General features: G+C 61.9%; 14 protein-coding genes. 11 read left to right on the plus strand and 3 right to left on the minus strand.

Features of this window, described 5'->3' with window-relative positions; genetic code table 11:
* Nucleotides 1-210: 210 nt before the first annotated feature.
* Both AC1Z3V_RS11855 and AC1Z3V_RS11860 read left to right on the plus strand, forming a co-directional pair.
* Nucleotides 211-1,398, plus strand: a complete 1,188-nt coding sequence (locus AC1Z3V_RS11855; protein ID WP_483499089.1) for an acyl-CoA dehydrogenase — start codon at nt 211-213, stop codon at nt 1,396-1,398.
* An 11-nt stretch (nt 1,399-1,409) separates the two neighbouring features.
* Nucleotides 1,410-2,594 (plus strand): CaiB/BaiF CoA transferase family protein, encoded by a 1,185-nt coding sequence (locus AC1Z3V_RS11860; RefSeq protein ID WP_483499091.1) that lies wholly within the window; start codon nt 1,410-1,412, stop codon nt 2,592-2,594.
* Nucleotides 2,595-2,686: 92 nt separating this feature from the next.
* Here the strand turns inward: AC1Z3V_RS11860 and htpG are convergent, their stop codons facing one another.
* A complete protein-coding gene (gene htpG / locus AC1Z3V_RS11865) occupies nt 2,687-4,579 on the minus strand; it encodes a molecular chaperone HtpG (protein WP_483499093.1) in 1,893 nt (630 codons plus the stop codon).
* Nucleotides 4,580-4,940: 361 nt separating this feature from the next.
* On the opposite strand from htpG, the gene AC1Z3V_RS11870 reads away from it, so the two are divergent.
* From AC1Z3V_RS11870 to AC1Z3V_RS11890, 5 genes are all read left to right on the plus strand, one after another.
* Nucleotides 4,941-7,157, plus strand: a complete 2,217-nt coding sequence (locus tag AC1Z3V_RS11870; protein ID WP_483499095.1) for a DUF3141 domain-containing protein — start codon at nt 4,941-4,943, stop codon at nt 7,155-7,157.
* A gap of 37 nt (nt 7,158-7,194) precedes the next feature.
* Nucleotides 7,195-8,133 carry a phosphate acetyltransferase gene (locus AC1Z3V_RS11875; RefSeq protein WP_483499650.1) on the plus strand — a complete coding sequence of 313 codons (939 nt, stop codon included), beginning with the start codon at nt 7,195-7,197 and terminating at the stop codon, nt 8,131-8,133.
* 2 nt (nt 8,134-8,135) lie between these two features.
* Nucleotides 8,136-9,320: an acetate/propionate family kinase gene (locus AC1Z3V_RS11880; protein WP_483499097.1), complete on the plus strand. Its 1,185-nt coding sequence runs from the start codon at nt 8,136-8,138 to the stop codon at nt 9,318-9,320.
* 17 nt (nt 9,321-9,337) lie between these two features.
* Nucleotides 9,338-10,123: an enoyl-ACP reductase FabI gene (gene fabI / locus AC1Z3V_RS11885; protein ID WP_483499099.1), complete on the plus strand. Its 786-nt coding sequence runs from the start codon at nt 9,338-9,340 to the stop codon at nt 10,121-10,123.
* Between the two features lie 157 nt (nt 10,124-10,280).
* Nucleotides 10,281-10,583, plus strand: a complete 303-nt coding sequence (locus AC1Z3V_RS11890) for a DUF982 domain-containing protein (RefSeq protein ID WP_429811491.1) — start codon at nt 10,281-10,283, stop codon at nt 10,581-10,583.
* 474 nt (nt 10,584-11,057) lie between these two features.
* Here the strand turns inward: AC1Z3V_RS11890 and AC1Z3V_RS11895 are convergent, their stop codons facing one another.
* Together AC1Z3V_RS11895 and AC1Z3V_RS11900 are read right to left on the minus strand one after the other, a co-directional pair.
* Nucleotides 11,058-11,564 carry an Hsp20/alpha crystallin family protein gene (locus AC1Z3V_RS11895; RefSeq protein WP_483499100.1) on the minus strand — a complete coding sequence of 169 codons (507 nt, stop codon included), beginning with the start codon at nt 11,562-11,564 and terminating at the stop codon, nt 11,058-11,060.
* Between the two features lie 93 nt (nt 11,565-11,657).
* Nucleotides 11,658-12,119, minus strand: coding sequence for an Hsp20 family protein (locus AC1Z3V_RS11900; protein ID WP_429811495.1), 462 nt, complete (start codon nt 12,117-12,119; stop codon nt 11,658-11,660).
* 364 nt (nt 12,120-12,483) lie between these two features.
* Here AC1Z3V_RS11900 and AC1Z3V_RS11905 point away from each other — a divergent pair, with 364 nt between their 5' ends.
* The 4 genes from AC1Z3V_RS11905 to AC1Z3V_RS11920 all read left to right on the plus strand — a co-directional run bounded on the left by AC1Z3V_RS11905 (nt 12,484) and on the right by AC1Z3V_RS11920 (nt 15,367).
* Nucleotides 12,484-12,798, plus strand: a complete 315-nt coding sequence (locus AC1Z3V_RS11905; RefSeq protein ID WP_429811497.1) for a co-chaperone GroES — start codon at nt 12,484-12,486, stop codon at nt 12,796-12,798.
* A 49-nt stretch (nt 12,799-12,847) separates the two neighbouring features.
* Complete coding sequence (gene groL, locus AC1Z3V_RS11910) at nt 12,848-14,476, plus strand: chaperonin GroEL (RefSeq protein ID WP_429811499.1); 1,629 nt, start codon at nt 12,848-12,850, stop codon at nt 14,474-14,476.
* A 229-nt stretch (nt 14,477-14,705) separates the two neighbouring features.
* Nucleotides 14,706-15,017: a DUF982 domain-containing protein gene (locus AC1Z3V_RS11915; RefSeq protein ID WP_483499103.1), complete on the plus strand. Its 312-nt coding sequence runs from the start codon at nt 14,706-14,708 to the stop codon at nt 15,015-15,017.
* 20 nt (nt 15,018-15,037) lie between these two features.
* Entirely contained in the window at nt 15,038-15,367 is a 330-nt protein-coding gene (locus AC1Z3V_RS11920) for a DUF982 domain-containing protein (protein ID WP_483499104.1), read from the plus strand.
* The last annotated feature ends 19 nt before the right edge of the window (nt 15,368-15,386 follow it).

Raw genomic sequence — 15,386 nt, forward strand, 5'->3', positions numbered from 1 at the left:
CGTTGACTGGGCCGCTCGGCAGCGAGGATTGGCGGCCCGAAGGACTTCAGTTCTTGTCGTCATATTTCAGCGATTTTGCAACACGGGGCGCGTGTCCCGGGTCGGAGCAGGGGCCATTCCCCGGACGCATGAGGCGGTGCCTCAATTTCGTTTGAAACGGCCTGCACCCCTTGCGATAACATCAGCCGAATAATCCGATGGGAGAGACACATGGCCGGCAAGACGCAATTTCAATGGGATGATCCGTTCCTCCTCGAAGATCAGTTGACCGAGGACGAGCGTATGATCCGCGACACCGCGCGGGCCTATGCGCAGGACCGGCTGCAGCCGCGCATCATCGACGCCTACCGCGAAGAATTGACCGACCCGGAGATCTTCCGCGAAATGGGCGAGCTCGGCTTGCTCGGCGTCACCGTCTCTGACACCTATGGCGGCGTCGGCGCTTCCTACGTCGCCTACGGCCTCGTTGCTCGCGAAGTCGAACGCGTCGACAGCGGCTACCGCTCGATGATGAGCGTACAATCTTCGCTGGTGATCTATCCGATCTATGCCTACGGCTCCGAAGAGCAGAAGCAGAAGTACCTGCCGAAGCTGATCAGCGGCGAGTGGATCGGCTGCTTCGGCCTGACCGAGCCGGATGCCGGTTCGGATCCGGCCGGTATGAAGACCCGCGCCATCAAGACGGAGAGCGGCTACCGTCTCGTCGGCTCGAAGATGTGGATCTCCAACGCGCCGCTCGCCGATGTCTTCGTCGTCTGGGCGAAGTCGGAAGCCCATGGCGGTGCCATCCGCGGCTTCGTGCTCGAAAAGGGCATGAAGGGTCTTTCCGCCCCGAGGATCGCCGGCAAGCTGTCGCTGCGCGCTTCGATCACCGGCGAAATCGTCATGGACAATGTCGAGGTCGGCGAAGAGGCGCTGCTGCCGAATGTCGAGGGCCTCAAGGGTCCGTTCGGCTGCCTCAACCGTGCTCGCTACGGCATTTCCTGGGGCGCGCTCGGCGCCGCTGAATTCTGCTGGCATGCCGCGCGCCAGTACGGCCTCGACCGCAAGCAGTTCAACCGTCCACTGGCACAGACGCAGCTCTTCCAGAAGAAGCTTGCCGACATGCAGACCGAGATCACGCTCGGCCTGCAGGGATCGCTCCGTGTCGGTCGGCTGATGGACGAAGGCCGCATGGCCCCGGAGATGATCTCGATCGTCAAACGCAACAATTGCGGCAAGGCGCTCGATATCGCCCGCATGGCGCGCGACATGCACGGCGGCAACGGCATCTCCGAGGAATACCAGGTCATGCGCCACATGGTGAACCTCGAGACCGTCAACACCTATGAGGGCACGCATGATGTTCATGCGCTGATCCTCGGTCGCGCCCAGACCGGCCTCCAGGCCTTCTTCTGAGCGGCACGATCATGGAAGCGCCGCTGAAAGGCATTCGTGTCCTGGAACTGGCCCGCATCCTCGCGGGCCCCTGGATCGGCCAGACGCTGGCCGATCTCGGTGCCGACGTCATCAAGGTTGAAAGCCCGGCGGGTGACGACACCCGCACCTGGGGCCCGCCCTTTGTCGCGGGCGAAGATGGCGAGAAGCTCGACGCCGCCTACTTTCACGCCTGCAACCGCGGCAAGCGCTCGGTGGTGCTCGACTTCACGACCGAGGAGGGGCAGGAGGCGGTGCGCCGGCTGGCGGCGCAGTCGGATGTTCTGCTCGAAAACTTCAAGGTCGGCGGGCTCGCCAAATATGGGCTCGATTACGAGAGCCTGAGGAAGATCAATCCGCGGCTGATATATTGCTCGGTCACCGGCTTCGGCCAGGATGGTCCCTATGCCCACCGTGCCGGCTACGATTATATCGTCCAGGGCATGAGCGGCATCATGGACCTGACCGGCGAACCGGATCGCGAGCCGCAGAAGATCGGCGTCGCCTTCGCCGATATTTTCACCGGACTCTACGGCGTGATCGCCGTGCAGGCGGCCCTTGCCCAACGCGAACGCACCGGCGAGGGGCAGCAGATCGACATGGCACTGCTCGACTGCATGACCGGTGTGCTTGCCAACCAGGCGCTCAACTTCCTGGTCTCCGGCAAGGCGCCGCGCCGGCTCGGCAATGCGCACCCGAACATAGCGCCCTATCAGGTCTTTCCGACCTCCGATGGTCACCTGATCGTCGCTGTCGGCAACGACCGGCAGTTCGTGAAGTTCTGCGCATTGCTCGGGCGTCCCGACCTGGCGACAGACGAACGTTATCTGACCAACGCGCTCAGGGTGCAAAACCGCGACACGCTGACCCCGGAGCTGGCCGCGGAGACCGCAAAGATCGAACGCGACACGCTGTTGAAGATGCTGGAAGATGCCGGCGTGCCCGGCGGGCCGATCAACACCGTTGCCGATGTCTTTGCCGATCCGCAGATCGCGCATCGGCAGATGCGAGTGGATACGCCGCACTCGGGCGCTGCTGCCGGCACATCACCGGGCGTCAGGACTCCGATCCGCTTTTCCGGTGCCGAACTTGCGCTTGAGCGCGGCGTGCCGCGGCTAGGAGAACACACCGACGAGGTCCTGGCGGAGATTGGGATGCAAGTCGCGAAGGCGAACTAACGCTACGTAAGGCGTCAAAGGCGCAAGTTAAGGCGCTGCTGAAGGAAACGGCAAAAAGCCCCGGAAATCACGGAGATTTCCGGGGCTTTGTTTTAGGCTTTGAGGGCGCGATCGAAGACGCGCGACAGCCGTTCGGCAAAGGCCCGCGGATCCTGCGGCTTGTCGCCGTCGAGCACGCGCGCCTGGTCGAGCAGGAGCTGAACCGCATCCGTCCGGAACGCGGTATCACCGGCTGGGCTTGCGGCCATCGCTGTGATCAGCGCATGGTTCGGATTGACTTCGAGGATCGGCTTGGCCGTGTCTTCGAGACGGCCGGCGCCCTGAAGCATCTTTTCGAGCTGGCGATCGGGGCCGTGCTCCGGCGCGACCAGGCAGACGGCGCTTTCCGTCAGACGGTCGGACGTGCGGACGTCGGAGACGGCCGCGCCGAGCGTTTCCTTGGCGAAGGCGACGAAGTCGATGACCAACTGGCTGGCCTTCGGCGTTTCTTCCTTGCCGCCTTCGGGCTTGGCGATATGGCTGAGATCGGCAGCGCCTTGGGTGATTGACTTCCAGGGCTTGCCTTCGAAGTCGGGGGCGGACGTCACCCAGAAGCTGTCGACCGGATCAGTCAAAAGCAGGACCTCGATGCCGCGAGCGCGAAAGCCCTCGAGCTGCGGTGAGGCCTTGAGCTGGCCGAGATTGTCGCCCGTCAGATAATAGATTGCCGACTGGCCTTCCTTCATGTCCTTGACGTAGTCGGCGAGACTGCGCCGGCCTTCGTCCGAGGTGGTGGTCCGGAAGCGTGACAGCGCGACCAGTTGTTCGCGGCGCTCGTAATCCTCGTAGATGCCTTCCTTCAGCACGCTGCCGAAGTTTTCCCAAACCTTGTCGAAGGTCTCTGGCTCGCTCTCCGCCAGCTTCTCGATCGCAGTCAGCACGCGGTTGGTGACGCCCTTGCGGATGCTTGCGAGCAGCGGGCTTTCCTGGATCATTTCGCGCGAGACGTTCAAAGGCAGATCCGAGGTGTCGACGAGGCCGCGCACGAAACGCAGGTAGCGTGGCAGCAATTCCGCCTCGTCGGTGATGAAAACGCGCTTGACGTAGAGCTTCATCCTTCCCTTGCGATCCGGATCGAAGAGGTCGAAGGGCTTCGAGCCCGGCACGAAGGCAAGGGCCGTATATTCATGCCGGCCTTCGGCGCGGAAGTGTACCGTCAGGGCAGGGTCGTCATACTGCCCGGCAACGCCGCGGTAGAAGTCCGCATAGTCTTCCTTGCTGATCTCGCTCTTCTGCTTGGTCCAGAGCGCCGTGCCGTCGCCGACCTGAACGGGTTCCGCGCCGGGTTTTTCCAGTATGGAGATCGGCACCGGTACGTGGCCTGATTGATCCTTGACGATGCGCTCGACCGTCCAGCGCGACGTATAGGTCTTGGCATCGTCCATCAGATGGAGCGTGATGCGCGTGCCGCGCGCCGGAGCGTCCGCAAGTTCGGCTGCAGAAACGGTGTAGCTGCCCTTGCCGTCGGAGGACCACAGCCAGGCGTGTTCAGAACCTGCGCGGCGCGACACGACGTCGACCTTATCGGCGACCATGAAGGCGGAGTAGAAGCCGACACCGAACTGACCGATAAGCTGTGCGCCTTCCTTGCCCTGCGCGGCCTCGATGCGTTCCATGAAGGCGCGGGTGCCGGAGCGAGCAATCGTGCCGAGCGCTTCGACGAGCTCATCGCGGCTCATGCCGATGCCATTGTCTTCGACGACAAGGCGGCTGTTTGCTTCGTCGAGCGTCAGGGTGATGCGTGGGGTCGGATCGCCGCCGGAAAGCAGCTCGGGCGAGACGATCGCTTCATAGCGCAGTTTCTCACAGGCATCCGCTGCGTTCGAAATCAGTTCGCGGAGGAAGACGTTCTTGTCGGAATAGACCGAATGCACCATCAAATGGAGCAGTCGTGCCACATCGGCTTCGAAGACATGTTTCTCTACGGACATTTCGGTTTCGCTCATTGCCTTGGCAACTCCTTGTGGTTTTCGCCCCAATTGGCAAGCTCCGTCCCGAATTTCAAGGGCCGTCTTGCGTGGTACCGTTTTCTGTATAATGCTGCACTGCGAAGAAACGCCAAAGGTTGGCGATGCGCATGCGTCCTCGATGGGTTTAGGGCGGGAAAATCGCTACGGCGACAAATTGCCGTAATACTCCACTGATATGCTGCTGCAGCCCGGTTAGACGTTCTCGGGTCATCTATGTCGAGTTCATATTGCGGCCATGCCGCCTGTCTCTTTGACTAAGGTCAATGCGAGACCAATTGCGTTGTTCTATTGGCCTTGGAACGGGGCTGGCCTTCAATCGCACCGAGGAGTGGACATCATGCCCAAGCATCCCACGATCCCGACATTACCGACGTTTGCCGATGCCTATTCCTATTCGCTCGATGCCTGGCAGCGCTCGATCCTCTTTCTTGACGTGATGCGGCAGCGCGGTGCGCAATACGAGGAGCACAGGACGCAGACGGCGCCGAACGTGCTGGAGTTCGAGGCCCGGCTCGTTCGCGACGGACGCAGCCTCGCGCAGCCGGTAAATTATGCGTTGGTCAGCATCGTCGCGCCCGACGGCGTCGTGATCGATCCGTCGAAGCGCCCCTTCGTCGTTGTCGATCCCCGTGCCGGTCATGGCCCGGGGATCGGCGGTTTCAAGGCGGACAGCGAGATCGGCGTGGCGATGAAGGCGGGCCATCCCTGCTATTTCATCGGCTTTCTTCCCGATCCCGTTCCTGGGCAGACGATCGAGGATATCGTTCTTGCCGAAGCCCATTTCCTCGAAACCGTGATCGCTCGCCATCCGGAGGCGGACGGCAAGCCCTGTGTGATCGGCAATTGCCAGGCGGGTTGGGCCGTGATGATGGTCGCCGCGCTGAGGCCGGAGCTCTTCGGCCCGATCATCATTGCCGGCGCGCCACTCTCCTACTGGGCCGGCGTCAAAGGGCAGAACCCGATGCGCTATTCCGGCGGGCTTTTGGGGGGAAGCTGGCTGACGGCACTGACTGGAGATCTTGGCGCCGGTGTCTTCGACGGGGCCTGGCTGGTGCAGAATTTCGAGAACCAGAACCCGGCCAATACGCTTTGGACCAAGCAATACAATCTCTATTCGAAGATCGACACGGAGGCCGCCCGCTACCTCGGCTTCGAGCGCTGGTGGGGTGGGCACGTGACGCTGAATGCCGAGGAGATGCAGTTCATCGTCGATGAACTCTTCGTCGGCAACAAGCTTGCCGCCGGCGAAATCCGGACGTCGGACGGCACTGCGATCGACCTTCGCAACGTCCGCTCGCCAATCGTCGTGTTCTGCTCCAAGGGAGACAACATCACCCCGCCGCAACAGGCGCTCGGCTGGATCCTCGACCTCTACGACAGCGTCGACGAGATCCGCGCCTACGGCCAGACGATCGTCTATACCGTTCACGAGACAGTCGGGCATCTCGGCATCTTCGTGTCCGCCGGCGTCGCCCGGAAGGAACATGACGAATTTGCCTCCAACATCGATTTCATCGACGTGCTGCCCCCCGGCCTATACGAAGCGGTGCTGACGCCGGCGGGCGATGTCGCGGAGGGCAGGGACCTCGTTTCCGGTGAATGGCTGATGCGCTGCGAGGCGCGAACGCTCGACGACATCCGTGCCCTTGGCGGCAACGACATCGAGGACGAGCGTCGTTTCGCCGCCGCCGCGAAACTTTCGGAAGTCAATCTGGCGCTCTACCGCACCTATCTGCAGCCGATGGTCAAGGCGGCAGCGACGCCACCGGTCGCAGAGGCGATACGGAACATGCATCCGTTGCGGCTGCAATATGCGCTGTTCGGGCCGGACAATCCCTTTATGGCCTGGACTTCAGCGCTTGCCGACCTTGTTCGCGAAAACCGCGAACCGGCGGACGCAGGCAATCCGTTCATCGCCTGGCAGGAGGCCCTGTCGCACCAGATCGTGGACGGGCTCGACGCCTGGCGGCGGACAGCCGAATATCTTTCGGAGCAGAGTTTCCACGCCATCTACGGATCGCCGACCCTGCAGGCGGCACTCGGGATCGACAGAAATTCGAACCAGCCGCCGCGCAAGGCCGAGAAGAGCCTGCTGCATCAAGCGCTCGTCGAGGCGCGGATCGCCGAGCTTAGGGCCAAGTTGGCGAACGGTGCTACGTGTGAGGGGCTTGCCCGGGCGTTGATCTTCGTCGGCATGGCACGTGGCGGTGCGGACGAACGCGGACTTGAGGCCGTTCGCAGGCTTCGCCGTGCGCACCCCTCGGCCAAGCAGTTGAGCCTTGCCGAATTCAAGGCGGTGATGCGCGAGCAATACTTCATGCTGCTGATTGACGAGGACGCTGCCCTTGCGGCGCTGCCGAAGTTGTTGCCGGAAGCAGTCGAGCAGCGTCGCGCCGCCTTCACCGCGCTTCGCGAGGTCCTTGAAGCCTCCGGTGCGCTGACTGGTCTCGCGGCCGAGCGGCTGCAACGGGTGGCGTCGCTTTTCCAGTTGGAAAGCGAGCCGCCGGTGGCGATCAATGGGGGCAAACCCGCCCGCACGCGTGCCGCATCCTGATTGAAGAAGGAGTTTCGACGTGTCCGAGGTAGCCGCAATGCCACTCCAGCAGTCCAAATACGATCGCCTGATTGCCGCCGCGCGAGAGGAAACGCCGGCGGTCACCATCGTCGCACACCCTTGCGACGAGACCTCGCTGCGTGGACCGCTTGAGGCTGCCGAAACGGGATTGATCAAGCCCGTGCTCGTCGGCCCGGAAGCGAAGATCCGTAGCGTCGCTGCCGAACACCGGCTCGAGCTTGGAAGCTACGAGATCGTCGACGTGCCCCACAGCCATGCGGCGGCGGCGAAGGCGGTGGCGATGATCCGTGAGGGCCGCGGCGAACTGCTGATGAAGGGAAGCCTGCATACGGACGAGTTGATGCGCGAGGTCGCGGCCTCCGCGACCGGCCTCAGGACCGATCGAAGGATCAGCCACGTCTTCATCATGGACGTGCCGGGCCATGCCGAGACGCTCTTCATCACCGATGCCGCCATCAACATCTTCCCGGACCTTGAGGCCAAGCGCGACATCGTGCAGAACGCCATCGACCTCTGGGTGACGATCGGTCTTGGCGAGCCGCGCGTCGCCATTCTTTCTGCCGTCGAGACCGTGACGACGAAGATCCCCTCGACGATCGAGGCAGCTGCGCTCTGCAAGATGGCGGAGCGCGGCCAGATCACCGGTGGCGTTCTCGAGGGCCCGCTTGCCTTCGACAATGCGATCGATCCGGAGGCCGCGAAAATCAAGGGCATAGTTTCCCCTGTTGCCGGCCGAGCGCAAATCCTCGTGGTGCCCGATCTTGAGGCCGGCAACATGCTGGCGAAGAACCTCACCTTCCTGTCTCATGCCGACGCCGCCGGCATCGTGCTTGGCGCACGGGTGCCGATCGTGCTGACCTCGCGGGCGGACTCGGTGCGGACGCGTCTCGCTTCCTGTGCCGTCGCCTCGCTCTACGCGGCACGGCGCCGCACGCCAGAAGTCGCGGCGGTGTGACCATGGACGCGCTTCTCGTCGTCAATGCCGGATCGTCAAGCCTGAAGTTTCAGGTCTTCGGGATCACGGATGCTGGCCTCGAACGCCGGGTGAAGGGGCAGATCGGCGGCATCGGTACGCGACCACGCCTGCAGGCGAAAGCGGCCGACGGAACCGTGCTCGTCGATCGAAGCTATGAAGCCGACGTCATTGGTGACTTGCCGGCGGCCATTGCCGCGGCGCGGGACTGGCTGTTGACCCTCGAAGGCTTCACGCTGCGTGCAGTCGGCCATCGGGTGGTGCATGGCGGCCCTGACTTTGCCGAGCCGGTGCTGATCGATGCCTCCGTGCTCGAACGCCTGGCGAGCTACCAGGACCTCGCGCCGCTGCACCAGCCGAACAACCTGGCGCCGATCCGCCAGGCGATGACGATCAATCCGGACGTGCCGCAGGTCGCCTGCTTCGATACCGCTTTCCACCACGGCCATCCGGAAGCGGTGAATTGCTACGCCATGCCGCGCAGCTTCTACGACGACGGCGTCCGGCGCTATGGCTTCCACGGACTCTCCTACGAGTACATCTCGGAGCGCCTGCGCGACGTCGCACCTCAGGTAGCAGGCGGCCGCGTCATCGTTGCGCATCTCGGCAGTGGTGCGTCGATGTGTGCCCTGCGCGACGGACATAGTATCGAGAGCACCATGGGCTTCACCGCGCTTGACGGCTTGCCGATGGGAACGCGGCCCGGCCAGCTCGATCCGGGCGTGGTGCTCTATCTGATCCTTCAGCGCGGCATGAGCGCAAAGGCCGTTTCGGATCTGCTCTATCATGAGGCAGGCCTCAAGGGGCTCTCCGGCGTGTCGAACGACATGCGCGATCTTCTTGCAAGCGAGGATCCGCACGCCAAGCTCGCTATCGATCATTTCCTCTATCGCTGCGGCCTCAATGTCGGGATGCTTGCGGCTGCGCTCGGCGGCATCGATGCTTTCGTCTTCACGGCGGGTGTCGGTGAGAACTCCGCCGCGATCCGCGCGCGTATCGCGGAGAACCTCGGCTGGCTCGGCGCCGAACTCGATCCGGCCGCGAACGAGGCGGGTGCCACGCTGATTTCTAGGCCTTCAAGCCGCGTCGCGCTCTATGTCATCCCGACCGACGAGGAGTTGATGATCGCGCGCCACACACTGGCACTCCTTAAAACTCGTGCTGCCTGATCCATCGGAGACAATTCATGTCCATTCCTGTCGCAAAGGCCAAACTTCTGGACGGCCGCAAAGGTCTGATCGTCGGCATCGCCAATGATCGGTCGATCGCCTGGGGCTGCGCCCGCGCCTTTCGCGCCTTCGGAGCGGAAGTCGCCGTCACCTATCTGAACGACAAGGCAAAGCCCTATGTGGAGCCGTTGGCGCGTGAAATCGAAGCGCCGATTTTCCTGCCGCTCGACGTCGCTGTTCCCGGTCAGATGGAGGCGGTCTTCGAGGAAATCGGCAGGACCTGGGGAGAACTCGATTTCCTCGTGCACTCGATCGCCTTTTCACCGAAGGATGCGCTCGGCGGCCGCGTGGTTGATGTCCCGCGCGAGGGGTTCTTGAAGACTATGGACATATCCTGCTGGTCCTTCATCCGCATGGCCCATCTCGCCGAGCCGCTGATGAAGAACGGCGGCACGCTCTTCACCATGACCTATCACGGCTCACAAGTGGTGGTGGAGAACTACAACATCATGGGCGTCGCCAAGGCCGCCCTCGAAAGTGCGGTCCGCTACCTTGCATCGGAACTCGGCCCGAAGGGGATCCGCGTCCATGCGATTTCGCCGGGAGCGCTTGCGACCCGCGCCGCCTCCGGTATCCCGGAATTCGACGCGCTGCTCGAAAAGACGAAGGTCAAGTCACCGTCGCGCGAACTCGTCGACATCGACGATGTCGGCGTTGCCACGGCCTTCCTGGCCCACGATGCCGCGCGGCTGATTACGGGCCAGGTGCTCTATGTCGACGGCGGCTACCACATCGTCGACTAGCCGTCGCTGTGACCTCCCGTTTTCTCGGGGAAGTCGGCTCGACGGGAGTGCATGCCCGCGTCAAGGCGGCGATACGGCAGTTCTTGAAATCCGCGCTCTTGGGCCCGATATTTTCTTCACTTCTTTTTCATCCGGTTGAATGCGAAAGGAGGACATCATGCTCAACCCGGAATTGGTATGGATGACGTCCGTTACCGTTCAAATGAAGGACGGGACGCGACAGGTCTTCGCTTCTGTCAACGACGTGCTCGATTTCCTCGAAGGGGACTGGAATATCTATCGAGGCAGAAAATACAATCGGGCAGTTCAAACGTGCCGCCGCGCTCTAAATCGAATGACGCCAGTCGCGATCGCGCGCGAAGCGTTCATTGACGCCTGCCGAGATGCGGGCATGTCGACGGCCGCGGATGAACAACTCGGGACGATGACCGGCGCCGGCGGTCACCACTCGCCAGCCTAGAATGGCTCGGGCTGGGGCACGCTTACTGCCCCAGCCTTTGGAGTATACGCTCCGTGACGCGCCAGCGCGGTTCGCCGTCGCGCTTGATAGGTCGTAAGGCCGCTCGGCGACCCATTAAGCCAGCGTTCGCCTTCGGCTGCCTTCACACTTGTCTGGAGGCCTAGTGGGTTCTGCCCAGCGGGGCCCTTCCCTCGCTGTGCGGTGGATACGCCGATAGTGCAGCGCATTTTTCCCAAAGCCAGCAACTAGGTCTTCGAGCGTGACGGGCGAAAAATGTGTACTCCCGCCCGACCGATATTCAGTCGTGGCGGGTTGATGCCAACCGCCAGGGCAGTTGCCGACGTGCTCCGCGAACTTTCGCTCGGAACGACCGAATTATCTATCTCTAGCAAGTGGTTACGGCATCGACGTCGTCGCTTCGCGCTCGTAACCAGCCGGGCACGTCTCCACCCGGCTGGTATGCGGCGAGCGGTATTATTTGGTGCGATCGATCGTGATCCGCTTGACGTTGGCTCGCGCCTTTTCGGCCTTCGGAAGAGTCACTGTGAGCAGACCGTTCTTGAAGGTAGCGGTAACCTTATCCTCATCGACCTGACAACCAAGAGCCAGCCGCCGTTCGAAGCGCCCGTAGTAGCGCTCGCTAAAGCGGCGATCCTTGTCCTCGGTCTCCCTTTTATTTTCGCCGCGAAGCGTAAGCAGACCGTCTTCCAGCAGCACCTCAACGGCGTCTGGATCGGTGCCCGGAACCTCAGCGGTGATGCGGATCTCGTTGTCATTCTCCTCTATCTCCACGTGCGGCCACGCGCCATTGAAGGGCGTATCACCGAACAACGATGGCGAGCCGAAACCGCGGAAGACTTCGTCGAACAGACGGTTGACATTGCGGTGCAGCGACAGGAATGGATCCATGTCATCGCCGCGATACACGCTTGGAACCTGGCTGCTGCCACGGCTCCAGGGGATCAGATCACGTACACTCATGGCTTGACCCTTTCTTCGGTTTCTTTGTCTCCTTTTGTCAACTGCTTCCTCGGCTGTTCGGCAACAGCCGAGGATCGAGCAGGGCGCGTCACACTAGGCTGCCTTGTCGCTTTCGATCTGCTTCGAAGCGGGCTTCGTCGGCTCGGCCTGGATGGCGATCCGACGCGGCTTCATCTCCTCAGGGACTTCCTTCTTGAGATTGATGACCAGAAGCCCGTTTTCGAGCTTTGCCCCCTCGACGATGACGTGATCGGCGAGTTCAAATCGGCGCGCAAACGGCCTCACAGCGAGGCCCTGGTGCAGGTACTGGACTTCCTCATCCTCCGACTTCGCGCCGTTGACCACGAGCATGTTCGCCTCGTGGGTGATCGTCAGTTCGTCCTCGGCAAAACCTGCCACCGCGATGACGATGCGGTACGCGTCTTCGCCGAGTTTGACAATGTTGTAAGGCGGCCAATTGTCAGCGTTGAGGCTGGCGTTTTCGAGCAGGTCGAACATGCGGTCGAAGCCGATGCTTGACCTGTAGAAGGGGGTAAAGTCGAGGTTTGTTCTCATAGCTACATCCTCCGTAGAGCAACATAGACTTACGAGGGAACGCCAAGAAGCTTGGCGCTCCCTGACCATGCCGACCCCACATGGGCGTCGACAAAAATGATTTGGGGATGCCATTTTACGGCGTCAAGAGGGGAGTGAAGCCAAGTCGAGCGGGATCGGCGTAAAATGGCGCTGTGAATTCATAGCGTTAGCACTCGATAGGCACGAGTGCTAAAAAATTCGAGCCGCCCTCTTGAAACTCGAAAAATCAGAAACCAGATCGATGTTCGAGCGGTGCCGAAGGCATCGGCTCCCCGCGTCGGTTTCGTTCCGAATGCGGCGCGGAGGACCTCTCGAAATTCTCTTTGTCTATGAGGAGAGCGACATGATGTTCCGTCCCTTGCACGACCGTATCCTGGTTCGCCGCCTCGAGGCCGAGGAAAGAACGGCCGGCGGCATCATCATCCCAGACACCGCGAAGGAAAAGCCGCAGGAGGGCGAGGTCGTTGCCGCCGGTCCTGGTGCGCGCGATGATAGCGGGCAGCTGCGACCCCTCGATGTGAAGGCGGGCGACCGCATTCTGTTCGGCAAATGGTCGGGCACCGAGATCAAGCTCAACGGCGAGGATCTCCTGATCATGAAGGAATCCGACGTGATGGGCGTAATCGAGGTCGACGCCGCAGCGAGAAACGCAGCCTAGTGCCGCCCTATACCGGACAAGGAATGCTGCCTCAGGAAGGAGAAGAAAAATGGCTGCCAAGGAAGTGAAATTCCATACGGATGCTCGTGAAAAATTGCTGCGCGGCGTCGATATTCTCGCCAACGCCGTCAAGGTCACGCTCGGTCCCAAAGGCCGCAACGTCGTCATCGACAAGTCGTATGGCGCCCCCCGGATCACCAAGGACGGCGTCACTGTCGCCAAGGAGATCGAGCTTGAAGACAAGTTCGAGAACATGGGCGCCCAGATGGTGCGCGAAGTGGCGTCGAAAACCAGCGACATCGCCGGTGACGGCACCACCACCGCGACGGTCCTCGCGCAGGCGATCGTCAAGGAAGGGGCGAAGGCCGTGGCGTCGGGCATGAACCCGATGGACCTCAAGCGTGGTATCGACAAAGCAGTCGAAGCTGTGGTCGAGGAACTGCGGCGGAACGCCCGCAAAGTCACCAGGAATGACGAGATCGCCCAGGTCGGTACCATCTCGGCCAATGGCGACACAGAGATTGGCCGCTTCCTCGCGGAAGCGATGGAAAGGGTCGGCAACGAAGGGGTGATCACTGTCGAGGAAGCCAAGACCGCGGTGACGGAGCTGGAGGTCGTGGAAGGTATGCAATTCGACCGCGGTTACCTGTCGCCGTATTTTATCACCAACCCGGACAAGATGCGGGTTGAGCTCGAGGAACCCTACATTCTCATCCATGAGAAGAAGCTCGCGAATCTGCAGGCATTGCTGCCGATCCTCGAAGCGGTCGTTCAATCAGGCAAGCCGCTGCTGATTATCGCGGAGGACGTCGAAGGAGAAGCGCTCGCAACGCTCGTCGTCAACAAGCTGCGTGGCGGACTGAAAATCGCTGCTGTCAAGGCTCCAGGCTTCGGCGATCGCCGCAAGGCCATGCTCGAAGACATTGCCATCCTGACGGGCGGCACGGCAATATCCGAAGACCTCGGCGTCAAGCTTGAGAACGTAACGCTCGATATGCTTGGCCGTGCGAAGAAGGTTGTTGTGGAGAAGGAAAACACGACGATCGTAGACGGAGCCGGCTCGAAGACAGAGATTCAGGGCCGCGTTGCGCAGATCAAGGCGCAGATAGGGGAAACGACATCGGACTACGATCGAGAGAAGCTGCAGGAGCGGCTGGCCAAGCTTGCTGGCGGCGTTGCCGTCATCCGCGTCGGCGGCTCGACCGAGGTCGAAGTGAAGGAACGCAAGGATCGCGTCGACGACGCCATGCATGCCACGCGGGCGGCCGTCGAGGAGGGCGTGCTGCCGGGCGGAGGTGTTGCTTTGCTGAGAGCCGTCAAAGCACTTGACAACATCCAGGCCGAGAATTCCGACCAGAGGCACGGCGTCGATCTCGTTCGCCGTGCGATCGAGGCGCCCGTGCGCCAGATCGCCGAGAATGCGGGAGCCGAAGGCTCGATCATTGTCGGCAAGTTGCGCGAGAAGAGCGACTTTGGCTATGGCTGGAACGCTCAAACGAACGCGTTCGGTGACCTTTACGATCAGGGTGTGATCGATCCCGTGAAGGTCGTTCGCACCGCGCTGCAGGACGCTGCCTCTGTGGCTGGCCTATTGATCACCACCGAGGCAATGGTTGCCGAGAAGCCGAAGAAGGAAGCGCCGGTTCCACCGATGCCACCTGGAGGCATGGACTTCTGACAGAAGCGATAGGTCCGCGCCCGACGGGCGCGGCCAGTCGATTAGCACCGTTGCGAGATGCGTTGCGCCCGAATCTTTGGTGCGGCGATCGGGGCTAGGATGTGGCCGGCAAACCAGTGGCACGGCGGCGCTCGATCTGTCTCACGCCGGGTCGAAACACTTGCTGGCGACCCGGTAGGAGGTCGGCCAACGCACGACGTTAAAAGTCAATGTCGCGTGGAGAAGAACGATGACACACGATTGCTTTCGACACCCGGTCACGATCCTCGTCGGGCTCGGATTTCCGGCTGAGATCCGCAGCGTGAGAGAGGCCTATGCCTGGCTGCACGAGTGGCCGCCATCGAAGCGAAATGCGAAGCACGCCGTAGCGCTCAATGCTTGCAAGGCAGCACTTGCAGGCGAAATCGATGTCGAGACCGCTCGCGGAACATTTGTCGCCTTCGCGCAGCGGGCCAACCTTCTCGCACCAGATGCGGAGGCAATCGTCGCCGGTTGCGAGGTCGGTGCGAGTGCGCAAACCGGAAATAGCAAAACGATGTAACCTTTGGGGCCAAGTAGACGATGAGCGATATTCAGTTTCCCGTTCCAGTGAGACTGCGTCTGAGCTCAACCGGCGAGCGGGTTGTCGCCAATTCCTGGGAAGCACTGGAGTGTCTTCGCGACCAGTGGCCCGAAGGCGCGCGGGGGCGAACCTATCGCGCAGCCTATCGGGTCTGCCGCGACGTCCTGGATGGCTGGAGGCAGCCGCACGAAGCAAGGCGCGTATTTGTGAGGGCGGCCCGCCGCGCGGGGCTGCTAGAGGACAAAGCGTTGATTTCCCCATCAAACAACGCAAGAGCGAAACGGGGTCGCCGTACGCATCGCGCAACTCGATTGACCAAAGGGAGGTAGCATTATGTGCCCCAGCACC

Source organism: Ensifer sp. 38_S197 (genome assembly GCF_056924495.1).